This is a genomic window from Paenibacillus sp. GYB003 (assembly GCF_036577625.1).
GTDB lineage: Bacteria > Bacillota > Bacilli > Paenibacillales > NBRC-103111 > Paenibacillus_AB.
On the sequence record NZ_JARBDC010000008.1, the window covers coordinates 69,395 to 87,023 of the forward strand.

General features: G+C 59.9%; 13 protein-coding genes. 6 read left to right on the forward strand and 7 right to left on the reverse strand.

The genetic code is table 11. The annotated features are described in order from the left end of the window. Positions 1-39: 39 nt before the first annotated feature. From PV407_RS05700 to PV407_RS05710, 3 genes are all read left to right on the forward strand, one after another. Positions 40-1,365, forward strand: a complete 1,326-nt coding sequence (locus tag PV407_RS05700; protein WP_332088925.1) for a multi antimicrobial extrusion protein MatE — start codon at positions 40-42, stop codon at positions 1,363-1,365. A 20-nt stretch (positions 1,366-1,385) separates the two neighbouring features. After that, the gene (locus PV407_RS05705; RefSeq protein WP_332088926.1) at positions 1,386-2,663 is read left to right on the forward strand and encodes an MFS transporter; all 1,278 of its coding nucleotides are present in this window, start codon (positions 1,386-1,388) and stop codon (positions 2,661-2,663) included. Between the two features lie 174 nt (positions 2,664-2,837). Next, a complete protein-coding gene (locus tag PV407_RS05710) occupies positions 2,838-4,100 on the forward strand; it encodes an MFS transporter (RefSeq protein ID WP_332088927.1) in 1,263 nt (420 codons plus the stop codon). 132 nt (positions 4,101-4,232) lie between these two features. Here PV407_RS05710 and PV407_RS05715 read toward each other — a convergent pair whose 3' ends face one another. Continuing rightward, a complete protein-coding gene (locus tag PV407_RS05715) occupies positions 4,233-5,579 on the reverse strand; it encodes an aminotransferase-like domain-containing protein (RefSeq protein ID WP_332088928.1) in 1,347 nt (448 codons plus the stop codon). Positions 5,580-5,726: 147 nt separating this feature from the next. Between PV407_RS05715 and PV407_RS05720 the strand changes: the two genes are divergently transcribed. Continuing rightward, complete coding sequence (locus PV407_RS05720) at positions 5,727-6,731, forward strand: DMT family transporter (protein WP_332088929.1); 1,005 nt, start codon at positions 5,727-5,729, stop codon at positions 6,729-6,731. A gap of 55 nt (positions 6,732-6,786) precedes the next feature. Here the strand turns inward: PV407_RS05720 and PV407_RS05725 are convergent, their stop codons facing one another. From PV407_RS05725 to PV407_RS05735, 3 genes are all read right to left on the reverse strand, one after another. Beyond that, positions 6,787-8,319: an ABC-F family ATP-binding cassette domain-containing protein gene (locus PV407_RS05725; protein WP_332088930.1), complete on the reverse strand. Its 1,533-nt coding sequence runs from the start codon at positions 8,317-8,319 to the stop codon at positions 6,787-6,789. Between the two features lie 459 nt (positions 8,320-8,778). Continuing rightward, positions 8,779-10,065 (reverse strand): Gfo/Idh/MocA family protein, encoded by a 1,287-nt coding sequence (locus tag PV407_RS05730; RefSeq protein WP_332088931.1) that lies wholly within the window; start codon positions 10,063-10,065, stop codon positions 8,779-8,781. A 263-nt stretch (positions 10,066-10,328) separates the two neighbouring features. Further along, the gene (locus tag PV407_RS05735) at positions 10,329-11,090 is read right to left on the reverse strand and encodes a DeoR/GlpR family DNA-binding transcription regulator (protein WP_332088932.1); all 762 of its coding nucleotides are present in this window, start codon (positions 11,088-11,090) and stop codon (positions 10,329-10,331) included. A gap of 264 nt (positions 11,091-11,354) precedes the next feature. Between PV407_RS05735 and PV407_RS05740 the strand changes: the two genes are divergently transcribed. After that, positions 11,355-12,590 carry a Gfo/Idh/MocA family protein gene (locus PV407_RS05740; RefSeq protein WP_332088933.1) on the forward strand — a complete coding sequence of 412 codons (1,236 nt, stop codon included), beginning with the start codon at positions 11,355-11,357 and terminating at the stop codon, positions 12,588-12,590. Continuing rightward, positions 12,590-13,831 carry an L-2-hydroxyglutarate oxidase gene (gene lhgO, locus PV407_RS05745; protein ID WP_332088934.1) on the forward strand — a complete coding sequence of 414 codons (1,242 nt, stop codon included), beginning with the start codon at positions 12,590-12,592 and terminating at the stop codon, positions 13,829-13,831. Before PV407_RS05740 ends, lhgO begins: the two co-directional genes overlap by 1 nt. On the opposite strand, the gene PV407_RS05750 is transcribed toward lhgO, so the two are convergent. The 3 genes from PV407_RS05750 to PV407_RS05760 all read right to left on the reverse strand — a co-directional run bounded on the left by PV407_RS05750 (position 13,808) and on the right by PV407_RS05760 (position 17,614). Continuing rightward, positions 13,808-14,731, reverse strand: coding sequence for an AraC family transcriptional regulator (locus tag PV407_RS05750; RefSeq protein ID WP_332088935.1), 924 nt, complete (start codon positions 14,729-14,731; stop codon positions 13,808-13,810). The two genes, lhgO and PV407_RS05750, sit on opposite strands and share 24 nt — an antisense overlap. A gap of 159 nt (positions 14,732-14,890) precedes the next feature. Then, on the reverse strand, positions 14,891-16,192 hold the full coding sequence (locus PV407_RS05755) for an ABC transporter substrate-binding protein (RefSeq protein ID WP_332088936.1): 1,302 nt from the start codon (positions 16,190-16,192) through the stop codon (positions 14,891-14,893). A gap of 144 nt (positions 16,193-16,336) precedes the next feature. After that, positions 16,337-17,614, reverse strand: coding sequence for an ABC transporter substrate-binding protein (locus PV407_RS05760; RefSeq protein WP_332088937.1), 1,278 nt, complete (start codon positions 17,612-17,614; stop codon positions 16,337-16,339). Between the last annotated feature and the right edge of the window lie 15 nt (positions 17,615-17,629).

The window sequence follows — 17,629 nt, forward strand, 5'->3', positions numbered from 1 at the left end:
ACAAAAAGGTGCGGCTACCTGAGTTTGGAGAGAACTGCAATGACCGAACGCGAACAACGACGGCTGACCATGGGGCAGCTTTTTGCTTTTTTTATACCGCTGGGCCTCTCTGCCAGCCTTGTCACTATTTCTCACGTCATCATCAACAGCACGCTCGCCCGCTCCGCCGATCCGGAAATCATCATCGCCAGCTATGCGATCGGCCTCAGCATGCTGGGCGTTATCGAGAAACCCGCCATCTTGCTTCGCCAAACGTGTTCGGCGCTCGTTCGCGACCGGACTTCGTTCAGGGCGATGACCAAAGTGGCGGTTTGTCTATTAATCGGCATGTTCGCGGCCGGGCTGCTCATTTCGTATACTCCGGTCGGCAGGCTGCTGTTTCTGCATTTGTTCGGCGCGCAGGACGCGATGCTCGAAGCGATTATCCACGTATACCGCATTTTGATGTTCGTCAGCCTTTTTTCCGGCATCCGCTGCTTGTACCACGGCATCCTTATCAGCAACATGCGGACGAAATGGCTGACGATCGGCATGGTCGTGCGGCTGGCCGCGATGTACGCGATGTCGCTGTATTTCATCCAAACGAACGGGGTGACGAGCGGCAAAGTCGGCGCGATCATTTTTCTCGTCGGCATGGCGATCGAAGCGGCGGTCAGCTTCCTGGAGGGCAGCAAGCTGGCCCGCTCGCTTCCGCTGAAGAAGGAGGGCCACGACGTCGAGCGCGCGGGGCATATTTTCCGGTTTTACCGGCCGCTGCTGTTTTCGTCGTTCATCGCCGTCGTCATCGGTCCCGCGATTAACGCGATGCTCGGCAAAACGTCCGATATCGGGCTGGCGATCGCTTCGTTCGCCATCGCCGGGAGTTTGACCCAGCTCGTGCAAAGCTTCTTCTCGTATATGCATCAAATCGTGCTGAACTTTTACCGCAAAGACGCGGCGCTGGCGCTGCGGTTCGCCCTGACGTGCGGATTCGTGCCGACGATCCTGATCGGCATTCTCGGCTATACCCCGGTCGGACCGTGGTTCATGGAGCATGTGATGGGCGTAAGCGAGCGGCTGATGAACGCCAGCCTTCATACGCTTCGCGTGTTCATGCTGATGGCGCTGCTGTTCCCGTGGCTCGATTTCTGCAACGGGCTCCTCATGCTCCGGGGCCAAACGAAGGTGATGATGGTCTCGCAGGCGGCGAACGTCGCGGTGACGCTCCTCTCCCTCGTCGTCTGCATTTCCGCCGTTCCGGGCTGGAACGGGGCGATCGGCGCTCTTGCGCAGTCGCTCGGCATCGCCGGCGAGCTCGCCGTCGTTTTGTACGCCATACGCGCTACGTCGTCCGGCGCCTCGCGCCGGATCGAGCCGTCACTTTAACGACATAAGGATGAATCCCGATGACTACACAACTGGAAGAACGCCGCGTTTCCGGCGCGGAGCGGCATGAAGACGTACCGTCCGCCCGCGAGGCGGATGCGGTCGAGAAGACATGCGGCGAAAATGGCGCCGCTCCCACGGCGAAGGACGAAACGGTTATGCGCTCGTTTTCGTTCGTATTCTATATGACGATGGCGCTGACCGTCTCCTTTTTCCCGCTGTATTTCCAATCGCGGGGCTATTCGAACCTGCAGATCGGGGTCATTTACTCGATCGGCCCGTTTATCGGCATCGCCGCCAATTTGTTTTGGGGGTTCGCCAGCGACAAGCTGCAGACGATCCGCAACGTGCTGCTCGTCATGCTTTGCGGGCAGCTGCTCACCACGGTCGTCCTGACGCAGCTCGACGCGATCGCCTGGCTGTACGTCGCGATGACCGTCTACAACTTTTTCCATACGCCGATCAACGGGCTGAACGACAGCCTGACGCTGCTGACGATTCGCGCCAGCGGCAAAAGCTACGCCAGCTTCCGCGTCTGGGGCTCGCTCGGCTTCGCCTTCTCGTCGGTCGTCTTCGGCTTCGTCCTGCACGCGGTCGGCGTCGAACGCACGCTTTATTTTACGATCGGCACGATTTCGCTGTCGCTCGTTCTCGCCTTTTTCCTGAAGGATCGGGCACGGGGCGGCGCCGGTTCGGGATCGGTGAAGCTGTCCGGCTTTTTCAGCGTCCTCGGGCAGCGGGGGCTGCTGCTGTTTTTGGCGCTCATCTTTACGATGTCGTTCGCGCACCGGACGAACGACGGCTTTCTCGCCTTGACGATGCGGGGGATGGGCGCGAGCGACACGGTGATCGGTTGGGCTTGGACCGCGTCGTCGCTGAGCGAAATTCCGATGTTTTATTGGCTGAGCAAAAACGGGCACCGGTACAAGGAGCTGCCGCTGCTCATGATCGCCTCGTTTTTTTACGCGGTGCGGTTTTTCCTCGTCAGCGTCGTGACCGATCCGATCTGGATTATTCCGCTCCAGCTGATGCACAGCGTGACGTTCGGCATTTTTCTCGTCACGGCGCTGCGGTATATTCAGCAGCTGATTCCGGACGAATACCGGGCGACCGGGCAGGCGATCTACAACATCGTCTGGTCGTGCCTCGCCGGTCTGGCGAGCGGCGTCGTCGGCGGCTGGGTGCTGGACGGCTGGGGTGCGCCGGTCATGTACCGGATCGCGGCCGCTTCCGGACTCGTCGCCTGCTTCGGCTTCCTGCTCACGCATCTGGTGCAGCGGCGGCGGGCGAACGGGTAGGCGGCGGCGTAATGCCGCGGGGAGCGGGGAGCGGAATTTGCGCCGTTCGGGCCGGAAATCGGCGCGGTTTCGCGGAATAGCGGGATTCCGTTTAATTCCGTTCCGTTATTCCTGCCAAGCCCGGCCGTTTATACGAACAAAATTGACGACAACATATCGGGAAGTTGGTTGCCTATGATGAGCTCGCACGCAAACGGCAATAGGCCGATCACGCTCGTCGCCGTCGTGACGGCGTTTTGTTTGCTTGGCGATTCGATGCTGTACGTCGTGCTGCCGATATACTGGCACGAGGCGGGACTCACCTCGCTGTGGCAGGTCGGCGTCCTGCTGTCGGTCAACCGGTTCGTCCGGCTGCCGCTCAATCCGCTGATCGGCTGGCTGTACAAGAAATTGCCGCTCCGCGCCGGTCTCATTACGGCCGTCCTGCTCGGCGCGTTCACGACGGCCGGGTACGGCCTGTTCCACGGCTTCGCCGCCTGGCTCGCGCTGCGCGCCATATGGGGCGTCGCCTGGTCGCTGCTGCGCATGGGCGGATTTTTGACCGTCATCGCCTATTCCGACGATACGAACCGCGGCCGGCTGATGGGGCGTTATAACGGCTTATCGCGCATCGGCAGCTTGTTCGGCATGCTGCTCGGCGGGACGCTAGCGCCGATCGTCGGCTTGTCCGCCGTCTCGATCGCCTTCGGCGTCGTCGCGCTGGCCGGACTGCCGTCCATCGGCATCTGGCTGCCGAGGCGCGGCGCCGGAAGCCCGGGCAAGCCGTCGACCGCCGCGGCAGCCGCAAGCCCGGCTTCGGCGGCGGACACCCGCGCCTGGTACAAATCGGCGACGGTGCGCAAGGCGATCGCCACGGGGCTCATTCTTTCGATGCTCCAGGCGATTTTGACGGCGACGCTCAGCCTCGTCATCGAAACGAACTATGCCGGCACGCAAACGCTGCTTGGCATCGCCCTGGCCGGAACGGCGCTGGCCGGCGTGCTGCAGGCGGTGCGCTGGACCGCCGAGCCGCTGCTCGCCTCGTCGTTCGGGCGGCTGTCCGACGGCCCGAAGGGCCGCCTGCCGCTGTTCGTCGCGGCGCTGGCCGCTTCCGCCGCCGGCTTCGCGCTCATGCCGTGGCCGCTGCCGTTCGCCCTCTGGCTCGCGGCCGTGCTGCTCGTCATGATCGCCGGCACCGCCGTCTCCACGCTCATGGACGCGCTCGCCTCGGACGCCGCCCGCACCGCCTCCGTCGTCGCCGTCATGACGGCGTACTCGGTCGCCACCGACCTCGGCTCGGCGATCGGCCCGGCGGCGTCGTACGCGCTCGCGGGCTGGTCCGGCGGCCTCGTGCCCGCCTACGTCGGCAGCGCCGTCGTCTTCGCGGCCATCGCCTTGTGGCACTTGCCGAGCCGGCGGCAGCGGGACGCGGCGCCGGACGTCGCGGGCTCCGCTTGAGTGCCGGAGGCCGTCCCTTCCGGGCGCGACCGAACGAGACGGCCCCGCATACGCGGCGAGACGCCTCCGAACCCGCATGCCAAGCGGGGACGGAAGCGTCTTTTTTTGCGTTCAAAAATAGGAAAATGCCGGCTACCTTCTGCGCCCCAGCTCCTCCGCGATCATCCGCACGCCGCGTTCGATGTCGTCCTCCTTTACGTTCGCCACGGTCAGCTTCAAAATCGGCGCCTTCGGGTAGCCCGGCAAATAATGCTTGTCGATCGGCTCCACGATCACCGACCGCCTTTTCAGCGCGGCGACGAGCGCGGTCACCCGCGTCCGTTCGTTCAGCTCGATATGGGTATGGATGCACGGCGAGCGCGGCGGCGTAAACCGGTACGTTTCGCCGTCCGGGCCGGCGTGGCGCGTCAGCGCGTCTTCCAGCAGACGGGAGCGGCGTGACCAGGAGGCGCGTATTTTGTGCTTGTGCCGCTCGAACATGCCGCTTTTCAAATAAATTTCCAAAGCGGCCTGCGACAGCATCGAGCTGTCGATATCGTTCAGCCGCTTATACTGCGCGAAACGGGCCGCGAGCGGCTCCGGGACGACCGCAACCCCGACGCGCAATCCCGGGAACACGATTTTCGAGTAGCTTTTCAAGTAGACGACCTTCGAGGCGGTATCGTATGCGTAGATCGGGTCGGACTTGCCGCTCGGCTCCATATCGGCCAAAAAATCGTCCTCCACCACGTAAACGCCGCAGCGGGCGGCCAGCTCCGCGATTTGGCGCTTCTCCGCCTCGGAATACGAGCAGCCGAGCGGACTTTGAAAACGCGGTATCGTATAAAAAAATTTGACGCTCGCGGTCCGGAACAAACGCTCCAGCTCGTCCATGTCGATGCCGCGCGCCGTTCGGCGAATGCCGACGGCCGGTATGCCGTGCGCCGCGAGCAGCTCGCCGAACAGATGATAGCCCGGCTGTTCGACCAGCACGGTCGTCCCCCCGTTCGGGAACGGCATCGAGGCGAGCAGCGACAGCGACTGCTGAACCCCGGACGTAATGAAAATGCGGCTGTCCGAAGCGAACACTTGATGGCTCGCCAAATGGCTGCGCACGGCCGGAATGAGCGTAGGCAGCCCTTTCGGCGTGCCGTACACGAACAGCTCGTTGCGGTACGTGTCGATCGCCTTGTTGATGCAGTGGCGAAAATCCAAATACGGAAACACGTCCGGATCGGGCGAAAAGTTGGCGAAATCGAGCGGCTCCCGCTTGTCCGTCGCGCGTTCGGTCCCCCGCACCACGACATAGTACCCGCTTTTCGGGACGGAATAAATCAGATGACGCCTCTCCAGCTCCTGCATCGCCCGCACGACCGTCCCCGCGTTGCAGGCGTACCGCTGCGCCAAATCGCGCACCGAAGGCAGCTTGTCGCCTTCCCGGAACGTCCCCTTCCCGATCGCAAGCTCCAGCTCGTTCAACAGCCGCATATATTTGTGCATCGTTCGCTTCCCTCCGCATCTGTATCGATACAGTTGACTATTTTTCTAATTGTAGCAAAAGGCGGCGCCGATTACGATAGACGTATCCGCCCGGCCGGCGGCACGATCCGCCGCGCCCCCATTTTGCCGCAGAGGAGGCTGACGCCCATGAACACGCAGCGCGATCGATCCGTTTATGCGGCCGTGCTCGTATACGCTCTGATCATCGGGTTCTCGTTTTTGTTCGTCAAATTCGCGCTCACAGCGGCGTCGCCGCTCGATACGCTGGCGCACCGTTTTACCGTCTCGCTCGTCGCCGCGTCCGCGCTCGTCTTGACGGGCCGGATGAAGCTGACGGTCCGGCTTCGCGACATAGGGGCCGTTTTGCCGCTCGCGATGCTGTATCCGACGCTGTTTTTCACCTTCCAGACGTTCGGGCTGGCGTATACGTCTTCTTCCGAGGCCGGCATCGTGCAGGCGATGGCCCCGGCGCTGACGATGATACTCGCGGCCTTCGTGCTGAAGGAACGTCCCGGTTTATGGCAGCAGCTGTCGGTGCTGCTGTCGGTCGCCGGCGTCGTCCTCATCTTCGCCATGAAAGGGGCAAGCCCCGAATCGGCCTCGCTGGCGGGAATCGGCCTGATCGCCTTGTCCGCCCTGTCGCTGGCCGGCTACGGCGTACTGACGCGCAAAATGGCGCAGTCGCGCAGCGTATCCGACATTACATTCATGATGTCGCTGATCGGCTTCGTCGCTTTCAACGGCGCCGCCGTCGTCCGCCATATGTCGCAAGGGACGCTGCCGGCTTTTTTTCAGCCGTTCGGAAACGGGCTGTTCGCGCTCTCGATCGTCTATCTCGGCGTCTTCTCCTCGCTCGCCTCGTCGTTTTTGTCCAATTACGCGCTGGCGCGGCTGGAGGCGTACAAAATGAGCGCCTTCAACAACGTCGCGACGCTTATCACGATCTTGACCGGCGTCGTCGTGCTGCGGGAAAGCATGACCGTCTATCACGTCGCCGGCGGGGCGATGATCATCGCCGGGGTGCTCGGCGCCAACTTCCTGCGAAGCGGCGGAACCCGCACTCCGAAGCGGAAGCCGAAGCCGAGGGCCGCGACGCATCCGGTCGCCGCGCCCGCCTCCGCCCCGGCCGAATCGGCGCGCGACGCCCGCTGAAGCCAAAAAGAAGCCTCCGGCACGCATCATGCGTATCGGAGGCTTCTTCGGCCGGTTAGCGAAGCCGGTCGACCGGCAGCACCCGCGTCACCCAGCCCTCGTAAAAATCGGGCTCGTGGGAGACGAGCACGATCGTCCCTTTGTACGCCCGCAGCGCGTCACGCAGCGCTTCTTTCGCCCGCGCGTCCAGATGGTTCGTCGGCTCGTCGAGGACGAGCACGTTGCTCGGCGTCAGCATCAGCTCGCTCAGGCGCGCTTTGGCCTGCTCCCCGCCGCTTAGCGAGCCGAGCGGCTTGCGGATATGGCTGTCGGTCAAGCCGGACATCGCCAGCGTTTTGCGAACGTCCCTCTGCGTCAGATCGGGCCGGAACGCGAGCAGCCGCTCCAGCGGCGTTTGCTCCGTCGGGACCGACTCCTGGGCGAAATAGGCGACCCGCACCCGGTCGCCGAGCCGGACGCCGCCGCCGAGAGGCGGAATGAGCCCGAGCAGCGTTTTCAGCATAGTCGATTTGCCGGCGCCGTTATGGCCGACGATCGCGATTTTGTCGCCGCGTTCGATCCGCAGTCCGATCGGGGGCAGCAGCGGCTCGGTATAACCGATCCGCAAATCGGCCGCTTCCGCGATCAGGCCGGACGGCTCGTCGTGAACCCGGAAGTCGAAGCGCGGCCGCGGGGCGTTCGCCGGCACGTCGATTCGCTCCATCCGCATCAGCGCCTTCTCGCGGCTTTTCGCCTGCTTCGCTTTGCGGATCCGGTTTTTTTCGATGAACGCCTCCAGCCTGCCTATTTCTTTCCGCTGCCGCTCGTACGCCTCCAGCAGCCGGCCCCGGCTCTGCTCGGAAGCCCGAACGAAAGCCTCGTAGCCGCCGGGATAGCGCTTGATCGAACCGCCCTCCAGATGGAAAATCGTCGAGGCGATTCGATTCAGGAACGATTCGTCGTGCGACACGACGAGGTACGCTTCGCCGTAGCTTTGCAAATAGTCGGTCAGCCATTGGATATGCGCGTCGTCCAAATAGTTGGTCGGCTCGTCGAGCAGCAGTGCGTCCGGCTTTTCGAGCAGCAGCCTGCCGAGCAGCAGCTTCGTCCGTTCGCCGCCGCTCAGCCGCGCGACGTCGCGGTCCATGCCGAGCTCCGCGATGCCGAGTCCGGCCGCGACTTCTTCGATTTGCGCGTCGATCCGGTAAAAATCGGAGCTTTCCAGCTGATGCTGCCACGCTCCGTAACGGGCGAGCAGGTCGTCCAGACGGTCGCCCGCCGTCGCCATCCGTTCCGCCGCCTGCAGCATGCGCGACTCGATTTCGTACAAATGCGCGAAAGCGCCCTGCAAATATTGCCCGATCGTCGTTCCGGCCCGCAAATCCGCATGCTGCCGCAAATATCCGATTTTCGCATGCGGAAACCGCTCGATGTTCCCCCGGTCGGGGATGAGCTCCCCGGTCAGCAGACGCAGCAGCGTCGATTTGCCGGCGCCGTTGCCGCCGACGAGAGCGGCGTGCTCCCCCCGCAGCAGGCGGAAGCTGACGTTTTGAATCACCTGTTTGTCCCCATACGAATGGGAAACGCATTCTGCCGTTATCAAGCTCATGTCCATCGTCTCCTTCGGCTTCAAATTCGAAGCCAACCGGAGAACAGCGCAAAGAAGACGCGTCCGTCGACGTATTTCGGTTGCGGGGCCCGGCTTCGGTGCCGGTAGCCGTCCGTTCGGTTGTCGTTCCCCAAAAAAAGCGAAAAAAGGCAGGGCGAACGTCGCCTTGCCTTTTGCGGTCATCGTTATCGCAAAGAAAAGGAATTCGCTCTTTATCCACTGTTCTCCGGTTGGCGTATCGTGCAAAATGGGCAGACTTCTCCCGTTTACGCCAATTTCCGAATCAGAACAGTCGATAAAAACGTCATTTCCTTTCCTCCTTCAGATGTCATAAAAATCGCATGCGGCGCGGCTTGTCGGCGTCGGGCCGGCAGCTGCCGCATGGCCTCAGTATACAAAACGCCGCGCCGCGGTGTCAAGGCGGCGCCGCTCGCCCGCGCCGTCCCGCCGGGCCGCCTCTCAGTACGCTTCCTGCAGCAGGTCCCGTATCGAAATCGGCTTATGATCGCGAACCGACTTCCACACCGCTTCGCCGATGGCGATCGAATAAGCGCCGTCCGCCGCTCCGGCGAGAATGTCGTACTCCCGCAGCGGGTCCGACCCGAGAAACAAATCTTCCAGCAGGAGCGGGTCTCCGCCGCCGTGACCGCCGCTGTTTTGCACGACGCCGATTATTTCCTTGGAGCCGAACAATGGGATGTAATCGATCGTCTGAACCGGAATCGGGAACGGGATGCGGCCCGGCGCATGATATTCCGTCGTCTCGATCCGCCCCTTCGTGCCGTTGATCGCCAGCCGGTAGCCTTCGTACGGCGCGGAGAAATTGATCGAATAACTGAGCAGCGCCCCTTTGTCGTACTTGACGGCGACCGCGTACGTATCCTCGATGTCGATCTCCGAGTCGAATATGCACGCGTCCGGGCGGTACGTCGAAAACCGCTGCGAAATCGAAGACGTCCGCTCCGTCAAATGGTCGTCCGGCGGCACGACTTCCTTGCTGCGCGTCGTCCAGCGCATGACGTACCGGCAGCTCGGCTTCACGTCGCACGTTTCGCAGTGGCGGCCGTCTTCCTTTCGCGGATTCAGCTCGCCGTCCGGACCGTAGTAGTTGAGCGCTCCGTACGCGAACACTTCGACCGGCTTTTGCGCGATCCACCAGTTGACCAGATCGAAATGGTGCGTGCTTTTATGGATCGACAAGCCGCCGGAGTTTTCGCGCTTCCGGTTCCACCGCTTGAAGTAGCTCGAGCCGTGGTGCGTATCGGCGTACCAGTTCAAGTCGACCGACGTGACGCGCCCGACTTTGCCTTCGAGAACGAGCTCCTTGATTTTGCGGTGATACGGGCTGTAGCGGTAGTTGAACGTTACCGTCACTTTCCCTTTGCTTTCCCGCTCCGCGCGGATAATGTCGCGGCATTGCTCGCTCGAGACGGCCATCGGCTTCTCGGTCACGACGTCGAGATCGAGACGAAGCGCCTGCACGATATACTCCGCATGCGTGCTGTCCTGGCCGGCGACGAGCACGACGTCGGGCTTCGTTTCGGCGACCATTTTCGCGAACTCGTCCGGACCGTATCCGGGAACGTCTTTCAGCTGCGGATATTGGGCTTTGCATACTTCGAAGCGGAGCGGATCGATATCGAGCAGTCCGACGATCCGATGCCCCTTGCCGAACGTTTTGACGAGCGGGCCGATAAACATCGCCAGCGCCCGGCCGCTGACGCCGCAAACGACATATTGCTTCATGTTCGTCACACCTTGTCTGTTGGAAATTCGCATGCTCTGATTCGATCATAAGGAATAAAAAGCAGACGTTCTACGCCATATTTGCTTGATTGGCGGGCAAATTGCGCATATTTTGTCCTCGTCGGGACCGGCGTGCGGGGAATCGAAGGGGAGAGCCGTCGGCAAACGTCAGAGGCTCTTATTCGCGGCCGTCGAGCGCAACCTCGCCCGAACAACCGAAAATAAGAGCCTCAATCGTCCTTTATTTGGTCAAACCGCCCGTGCTAAACCGTGATCACTTTCACGCCCGCGTCGCGAAACAGCTTGATCTGCGCCTCCGACGCCTCCGAGCCGGTGACGAACGTATGCACGGCGTGAATCGGCGCGACGGAATGGAGCGACGCCTTGCCGATTTTCGTGTCGTCGGCGACGACGATAATTTCTTGCGCCGCGCGGATCATCCCCTGCTTCGTCGGCACAAGCTGCGCCTCGGGATGCGTCAGGCCGTACTTCGAATGGATCGCCGGCGTGCCGATGAACGCTTTCTGCACGTGCAGCGTCGACAGCACCTGATCGGTAAACATCCCGTTCAGCATATAGCTGGAATGGTACAGCGAGCCCCCCGTCACGATGACGGAAATGCCTTTCGAATCGCGCAGCTCGGCGGCGACGTTCATATCGTTCGTCACGACCGTTAAATTCGTGCGATCGACCAAATGCTGGGCGATATGCAGCGTCGTCGTCCCGGAATCGAGAATGATGTGATCCCCGTCCTCGACGAGCTCCGCCGCCCGCTTGCCGATCCGCTTCTTCTGATCCAGCTGCTCGTGCGCCCGCTCCGAAAAGGACGGCTCGCTGTTCGCTCCCTGGTCGACGATGACGCCGCCGTGGGTGCGCTTCAGCAGCCCTTCCTGCTCGATCTCCGCCAGGTCGCGACGAATGGTCGCTTCGTGCACCTGAAACGCTTGAGCGAGCGCGGCGACCGAAGCGACCCGATTTTGTTTTACGTATTCCACGATGCGCATTTTGCGTTCTGCCGCAAGCATGACCGTTCCTCCCCCGATTTTCGCGCATAGGTGCGCGCTCTTGTTTGTTCGCATACGAATTCCGCTCGTTTCTCGCTTAGTCTAAGCTTAAAGAGCGCAAACCGCTTTGTCAACCTTCGCCCCGCATCCCGTCTCCGGGTCCCCTGTACCCGAACCGTACAAAATGGCAATTCCGACCGAACATTGTGACATTCATCCGGCGCGGCAAAACGATTATGATAATGGCGAAACAACCATTCTACTTGCATTCGGGAGGTTTAGCCGTTGAGTACCGGACCGGTAAGGCTGGCGATCGTCGGCGGCGGCAGAGGAGCCGCGTTTCTCAAAGTACTCGCGCCGTTATCCGACAAACTGCGGTTGGTCGCTTTCTGCGACATGCGCGAAGAACTGATTGCGATGTGGAAGGAGCAGAAGCCGGACCTTCTTACGTTTGCCAGCTACGAGAAGCTGCTCGATTGTCCGGATGTCGACGCGGTATTTCTCGCGACTCCGTTCACCGTGCACGCTCATCAAGCGATTCAGGCGCTGCGTGCGGGCAAGCATGTGCTGAGCGAAGTCATCGCGACGACTACGATCGAGGAAAGCTGGGCTTTGGTCGAAGCGGTCGAACAATCCGGCCTCACCTACATGATGGCGGAAAATTGCTTGTTTACCCGCTCCAATATGATGGTCGCGCAAATGGCGCATTCGGGCGTTTTCGGCGAAATATCGTTTGCCGAAGGCGGCTATATCCACGACGTGCGCCATCTGCAGCATCATTCGGACGGGACGCTTACTTGGCGGGGACGTTTGCGCAGAGACGCGAACGGCATGGTATACCCCACCCACTCGCTCGGCCCGATCGCCCATTGGCTCCGAATCAACAAGCAAAACGGCGACGCCTTCGAATCGATGACCTGCTTCGTATCGAAGGAGGTGGCGAACCACCATTATTTCCGCGAGCTGTTCGGCGACAAGCATCCCGGAGCGAGCCGCGATTATTGGCGGCAGGGCGATTCCGCCGTCGCGCTTATCAAGACGAGGAACGGCGTCCTCATCCAGCTCCGGTACGACGTCAAATCCGCCCGGCCGATCCAGGCGGCCCATTACGGCCTTCAGGGAGCGAACGGCGCTTATTTGACGGGAAGACACAAGGACGAAGATCCGATCGTCTGGATCAAAGGCCGTTCGCCCGGAGCTTCGCCGCAAAGGTCGTCGGAGCCCGGGGCGGAATGGGAGCCGCTGTGGAATTACGCGGAGCAGTACGAGCATCCGGCTTGGCAAAAATGGCATACCCAGGCCGGGCAAGCGGGTCACGGAGGCAGCGATTTTTTCGTGCTGGACGAGTTCGGCTCGGCCATACTCGAAAGCCGGAAGCCGCTGATCGACGTGTACGACGCGGTTACGTGGAGCTCGGTCTTCCCGCTTTCCGTCCGATCGGTGCAGTCTCAAGGGAAACCGGTCGATTTTGTCGACTTCAACCGGCAGGCAGCCGCCGGCCGTCCCGGGAGCGATGCTTGATGCGGTACGATTACTTGATCGCGGGCGCCGGAATCGTCGGGCTGACCATTGCGAGAGAGCTGATGAAGCGGGAGCCGGGCGCCCGGATCGCGGTCATCGAGAAGGAAGCGGACGTCGCCGTCCATGCGAGCGGGCGGAACAGCGGCGTTCTGCACGCCGGCTTCTACTATGCGGCGGACAGCTTGAAAGCCCGTTTCACGCGCGACGGCAATCGCGCCATGAAGCGGTATTGCGAGGAAAACGGCCTGAAGGTCAACACCTGCGGCAAGCTGGTCGTCGCGAAGGACGTAACCGAACTAAAAGGGCTCGAGGAGCTGAAAAGGCGGGCGGAGCAAAACGGCGTCGAGCTGCACTGGGTGGACGAGAAGGAAGCGGAGCGCATCGATCCGAACGCCAAAACGTACGAGAAGGCGCTTTATTCGCCGTCTACCGCCTCGGTCGACCCGGTGGAGGTGTGCAGGTGCATGAAAAACGAAGTGATCGCCGGCGGCGTCGAGCTTTTGTTCAATACGGAATACAGAGGTCGGGACCGGAACACCGTCCGAACGAACAAAACCGATATTGCGTACGGCTATTTCATTAATGCGGCCGGTCTGTACGCCGACAAAATCGCGCACGATTTCGGCTTCGGCACCGCCTACACGATTATTCCGTTTAAAGGCATTTATTTGAAATACGCCAGCACCGACACCGATGCGCGCACGCACATTTACCCGGTACCGAACTTGAACAACCCGTTCCTCGGCGTGCACGTTACCAAAACGGCGGACGGCTCGATCAAGATCGGTCCGACCGCCATCCCGGCCTTTTGGCGGGAAAATTACGAAGGCTGGCGCCATTTCCGCCTAAGCGAATGTTTGCAAATCGTTTATTACGAAGCGAAGCTGTTTATGACGAACGCTTTCCAATTTCGCCGCCTGGCTGTGGAGGAAATGAAAAAATACCGCAAATCGAACTTGATCGGACTTGCGTTAAAGCTGACCCGAAAGCTGGACCGCGCGCAGTTCGGCGCGTTCGCGAAGCCGGGCATCCGCGCCCAGCTGCTTCATAAGGAAAAACTCGAGCTGGTCCAAGACTTCGTGCTCGAGGGCGACGAGCAATCGATGCACGTATTGAATGCCGTATCTCCCGCGTTTACTTGCTCGCTGCCTTTCGCCGCTTACGTCGCCGACTGCATCGAAGAGAAGCGGGCCGGCGCGGCGCGGCAGACGGCCCCGTCAGCCCGGCATGGGCGCGTCTGAACGCAACGGCCCGGCTTGCTCCTGCTCGATCCGGCGGTTCGACCGATATACGCTCGGGGGCATTCGGTAATAATTGCTGAATGCCCTCGTAAATGCGAAAATGTCCGAATACCCGAGCGACAAAGCGATTTCGGTAATCGAAAAATCGGTTTCCTCCAGCAAGCGGGCGCCGTTCGTCATCCGCAGCCGCAGCAAATATTGCCCCGGCGAAATGCCGAGCAGCTTCGTGAAAGCTACCGTGAAATGCGAACGGTGTATGCCGACGTAATCGGCCACGTCCTGAACGGAAATATCTTCATTGTAATGCATGCTCATGAACGTTTCGCTTTCTTTGATCCATGCGTACGAATTTTTTTCCCGCGAATTCGCGGCCCCGGGCGGCCTGGCGATCACGAGCTGATCGAATACTTCGTACAGCTTGCTGATCCAGCGGTAGTAGCTCGTGCTGCCCGATTTCAGCAGCAAAAACTCGTCCAGCAGCTGATGCAGCATGCCCGGTATGCCGTGCGAACACGCCCTCCGCGCATACGGCCGCTCCTCCTTAATTCCGACGCTTTGCAGCAAGGAGCCTACGCCTTCCCCTTCCAAGCCGAACCAGATCAGCTGCAGCTGCGGCTTCTCCGGAATCACCCCGTATTGAACCGTCTTCTCCGGAAACAAGCAAAACATGTCGCCTTTGTCCAAATAGACGGGCTCCCCGCCCGCCCGGAACATCATTTGGCCGTCCAGCACGAATTGCAAAATATAGTACGAGTACGTGCGCGGTATCGTTTGGTAATGCGGCTTGGCTACCATACGGCCGGCGAACATCGGACATATGCCGATCTCCCTTTCCAAAGCGGACGGTTTATAAAACGCCATTTTGGCATATTCGGTCGCATACTCTTTCAAACCGCGCATAGGAGCCCTCCTCGTCCATTCGCTCGCAGAAGCGGACATATTCGGTGCGATAATTCCCATTTTACCACAACTGCGGCAATGGTTGGTCACGAAACCAAAAAGGAAAGGACGCACTTCTCGAAGATGAAGTACGTCCGGGCCGCAACGTCGGCTGTCGCGTCATTTTTTCGGATGATCCTGCGAAGCGATATACTGCCTGATCTGGTCTTCCAAATCGCGGAGCGCCGTATTGACGTCCGTCTGGCCTTTGGCCACCTTCGTAAATTCCGCGTCCATGAGGCTCGTCGCTTTGCTGAAATGCCGCGACAGCTGCGGAGCCGGACCGGATTTGCCCTTGAAAATGCCCGTCACGTTTTTCCCTTTCAATTCGGGCATATCCGCCCCGAACATTTGAATGTACTTCGGATCGCTCAGCGTCGATTTCCTCGCCGTCTTCCGAACCATCCCGGTTTGCACCTCATCGGAGAACAGCACCTCCATAACGCGCATCAGGTCGTCGGGATGCTTGCTCATCTTGGTCGGTATGAGGAGATGAAGATTATACCAGCCGCTGATGCCCGGCAGCTCTTGGTAAAACGGCTTCTGGACGACGTCCCAATTCAATTCGGGCACGCCCTTCAGCATCGAAAACAAATTGCCTTGCGGCGCCAGCATGGCGACCGTTTTATGCTTCATAAACTGGTCGTACATCGTTTGATACGTTCCGAGGTAAGGATTGTTCGGAATCGAAACGATCCGTTTGCCGAGCTCGAACGCTTTTTTGTACGGCTCGCTGTTGACGAGCACGGCTTCGGTTTTATAGTCGATGTACGGCAGCGACAGCTGGGCGATCAGCGAAAGCGCCGTCGATTGCAGCCCGTAATAGGTCACGCCCCCGTCCTGGCGCGAAACTTTGCCGGCCAGCTCGATCGCTTCGTCCCAGGTCATTCCGTCCTTCGGGTAAGCGACTCCGAATTTATCGAAAATGTCCTTGTTGTAATAAAGGCCGACGACGTTTTCGGCGTAAGGCAGCGCGAACAGCTCGCCCTTGTCCGAATATTGCTTGATGACGTTCAGCGCCCCTTGATCGAACCGGTTCAAATCGAAATTGTGCTTTCGGGCGAGCGGAATCAAATCCAAATAAATGCCTTTATCCAAATGGTTCGACAGCTCGCCGTTATACGAAACCCAAAAATCGAGCGGCTCCCGCGCGGCGAGAATGTCTAGCAAGCTTCCGGTCACCTTCTCAAGCGTAATGTGCGGATATTTCTTTTTGACGGGCTCCGCCAGCAGCGTCTGAAAATCGGTGCCGGGAAAATACGATTCGGGCGCCAATATGTTTAACACGACCGGCTCCGGCGGCTTAACCGCCTCCGGCGACTTCCCCGCGTCCCCGGTACCGCCCCCGCCTTGATTCGAGCAGCCGAGCACGGTCGCCGTCATTGCCGCGGTTCCGAGCATGAGCAACCTTTTCCCAATCATGCGTATCCCTCCAGTCGAATGCGCGCCGGCGCAGCTTTGAACATAAACCCGGAACGCGCGCTTCCATCGTGTAACCGTTTGCATATAGAGCGATGCCCGCTCCCGGCGCGCCGGTCCGTCCGCCGCGCAATAATGCCGCCGGCGTTACTTCAGTTCGGCGATTTTTTTGTTGATTTCCTCTTCCGCTTCCCTTAAAGCGGTGTTGAGGTCCTTGGCCCCCTTGTTGTATTCCTCGAACTTTTTCAGCACGATGTTCCCGGCATCCTTATTGTATTTGGACAACGCGGGAGCGGCCGCGGGCTTGCTCTTGAAAATCGACTGCAGGCTCACGTCTTTCAAATAATCCGTTTCCGCCCCGAATTGTTTTTTCGTTTCCGGATTTTTGAGCGGAGAGCTTCTGATAAATTTTCTGGCGCTGTCGATCTGAACCTCGTCCGACGTAAGTGTGGCGAGCACCTGCATCGCGGCATCCCGATGCTTGCTTTGCTTGGAAATAAACATATAGTGGGCGTCGACCATGCCGAATACGTTAGGCTGCTCCTTGAAGCTCGGATATTGCGCGATTCCCAGATTAAACCCGTTTTTCACGGCATCCTTGAGCGCGTAGAACAGATTGATCGAGCCGTACATGGCCACGTTTTGCTTTTTGATAAAGTCGTCGTGCGACGTCGTCGGACTGTTTCCGGGTATCGAGTTGATCCGGTTGCCGAGTTCAAACACTTTTTTCCATAACTCGTTATTGACGTTGGCGCGTTCGGTTTTGCCGTCAACGTAATCGGGAGACAGCGGAAAGGCGAGCCTGTGAATGTTTTCGTAGCTGAGCCCGCGATACTGAACGTCGCCCTCCTTGCGCGTCAGTTTCCTGCCGAGTTCGATCGCCTCGTCCCATGTCATGCCGTCCTTCGGGTACGGCACCCCGAATTTATTAAACAGATCCTTATTGTAGTACAAGGCGTTAAATTGCATGGAGTAGGGAAGCCCGTACAGCTCTCCGTTGCCGGCGACAGCCTTGATCGTATCGAGCGTCGCCGGTTCGAACCGGTTTAGGTCGACCTTATGCTTGTTTACGAGATCCGTCATGTCTCCGAGAATGCCGAGCTGCATGAATACGCCGGCGCCTCCGTTCCAATGGACGAGCAGGTCGGGAATATTGCCCGTGGAAACCGCGTTCTCGACGGAGCTGTTCATCTTTTCGAGCGTGATATGGGGATGCTTTTTCTTCAAAGGCTCGACGAGCAGCGTATTCAATTCTTCGTCGCTAAGCGGCTGATACAATAACATTTTTAACGTCACCGGATCGTTGCCGACGGGCGCGGAAGCTTCGACGGTCTCTTTCGGCGCCGCTCCGCAGCCGGCTAAGCCAGCCGCGAGCGATGAACATAAGGCGATCGGCAAAAACTTGTTTGTCGCATTTCTTTTCATTTTATCCCCCCGCAT

Bases quoted from the DNA above. Each gene is read 5' to 3' on its own strand.
- PV407_RS05700 (WP_332088925.1), top strand. From the start codon at position 40: ATGACCGAACGCGAACAACGACGGCTGACCATGGGGCAGCTTTTTGCT.
- PV407_RS05705 (WP_332088926.1), top strand. From the start codon at position 1,386: ATGACTACACAACTGGAAGAACGCCGCGTTTCCGGCGCGGAGCGGCAT.
- PV407_RS05710 (WP_332088927.1), top strand. From the start codon at position 2,838: ATGATGAGCTCGCACGCAAACGGCAATAGGCCGATCACGCTCGTCGCC.
- PV407_RS05715 (WP_332088928.1), bottom strand. From the start codon at position 5,579: ATGCACAAATATATGCGGCTGTTGAACGAGCTGGAGCTTGCGATCGGG.
- PV407_RS05720 (WP_332088929.1), top strand. From the start codon at position 5,727: ATGAACACGCAGCGCGATCGATCCGTTTATGCGGCCGTGCTCGTATAC.
- PV407_RS05725 (WP_332088930.1), bottom strand. From the start codon at position 8,319: ATGAGCTTGATAACGGCAGAATGCGTTTCCCATTCGTATGGGGACAAA.
- PV407_RS05730 (WP_332088931.1), bottom strand. From the start codon at position 10,065: ATGAAGCAATATGTCGTTTGCGGCGTCAGCGGCCGGGCGCTGGCGATG.
- PV407_RS05735 (WP_332088932.1), bottom strand. From the start codon at position 11,090: ATGCTTGCGGCAGAACGCAAAATGCGCATCGTGGAATACGTAAAACAA.
- lhgO (WP_332088934.1), top strand. From the start codon at position 12,590: ATGCGGTACGATTACTTGATCGCGGGCGCCGGAATCGTCGGGCTGACC.
- PV407_RS05750 (WP_332088935.1), bottom strand. From the start codon at position 14,731: ATGCGCGGTTTGAAAGAGTATGCGACCGAATATGCCAAAATGGCGTTT.
- PV407_RS05755 (WP_332088936.1), bottom strand. From the start codon at position 16,192: ATGATTGGGAAAAGGTTGCTCATGCTCGGAACCGCGGCAATGACGGCG.
- PV407_RS05760 (WP_332088937.1), bottom strand. From the start codon at position 17,614: ATGAAAAGAAATGCGACAAACAAGTTTTTGCCGATCGCCTTATGTTCA.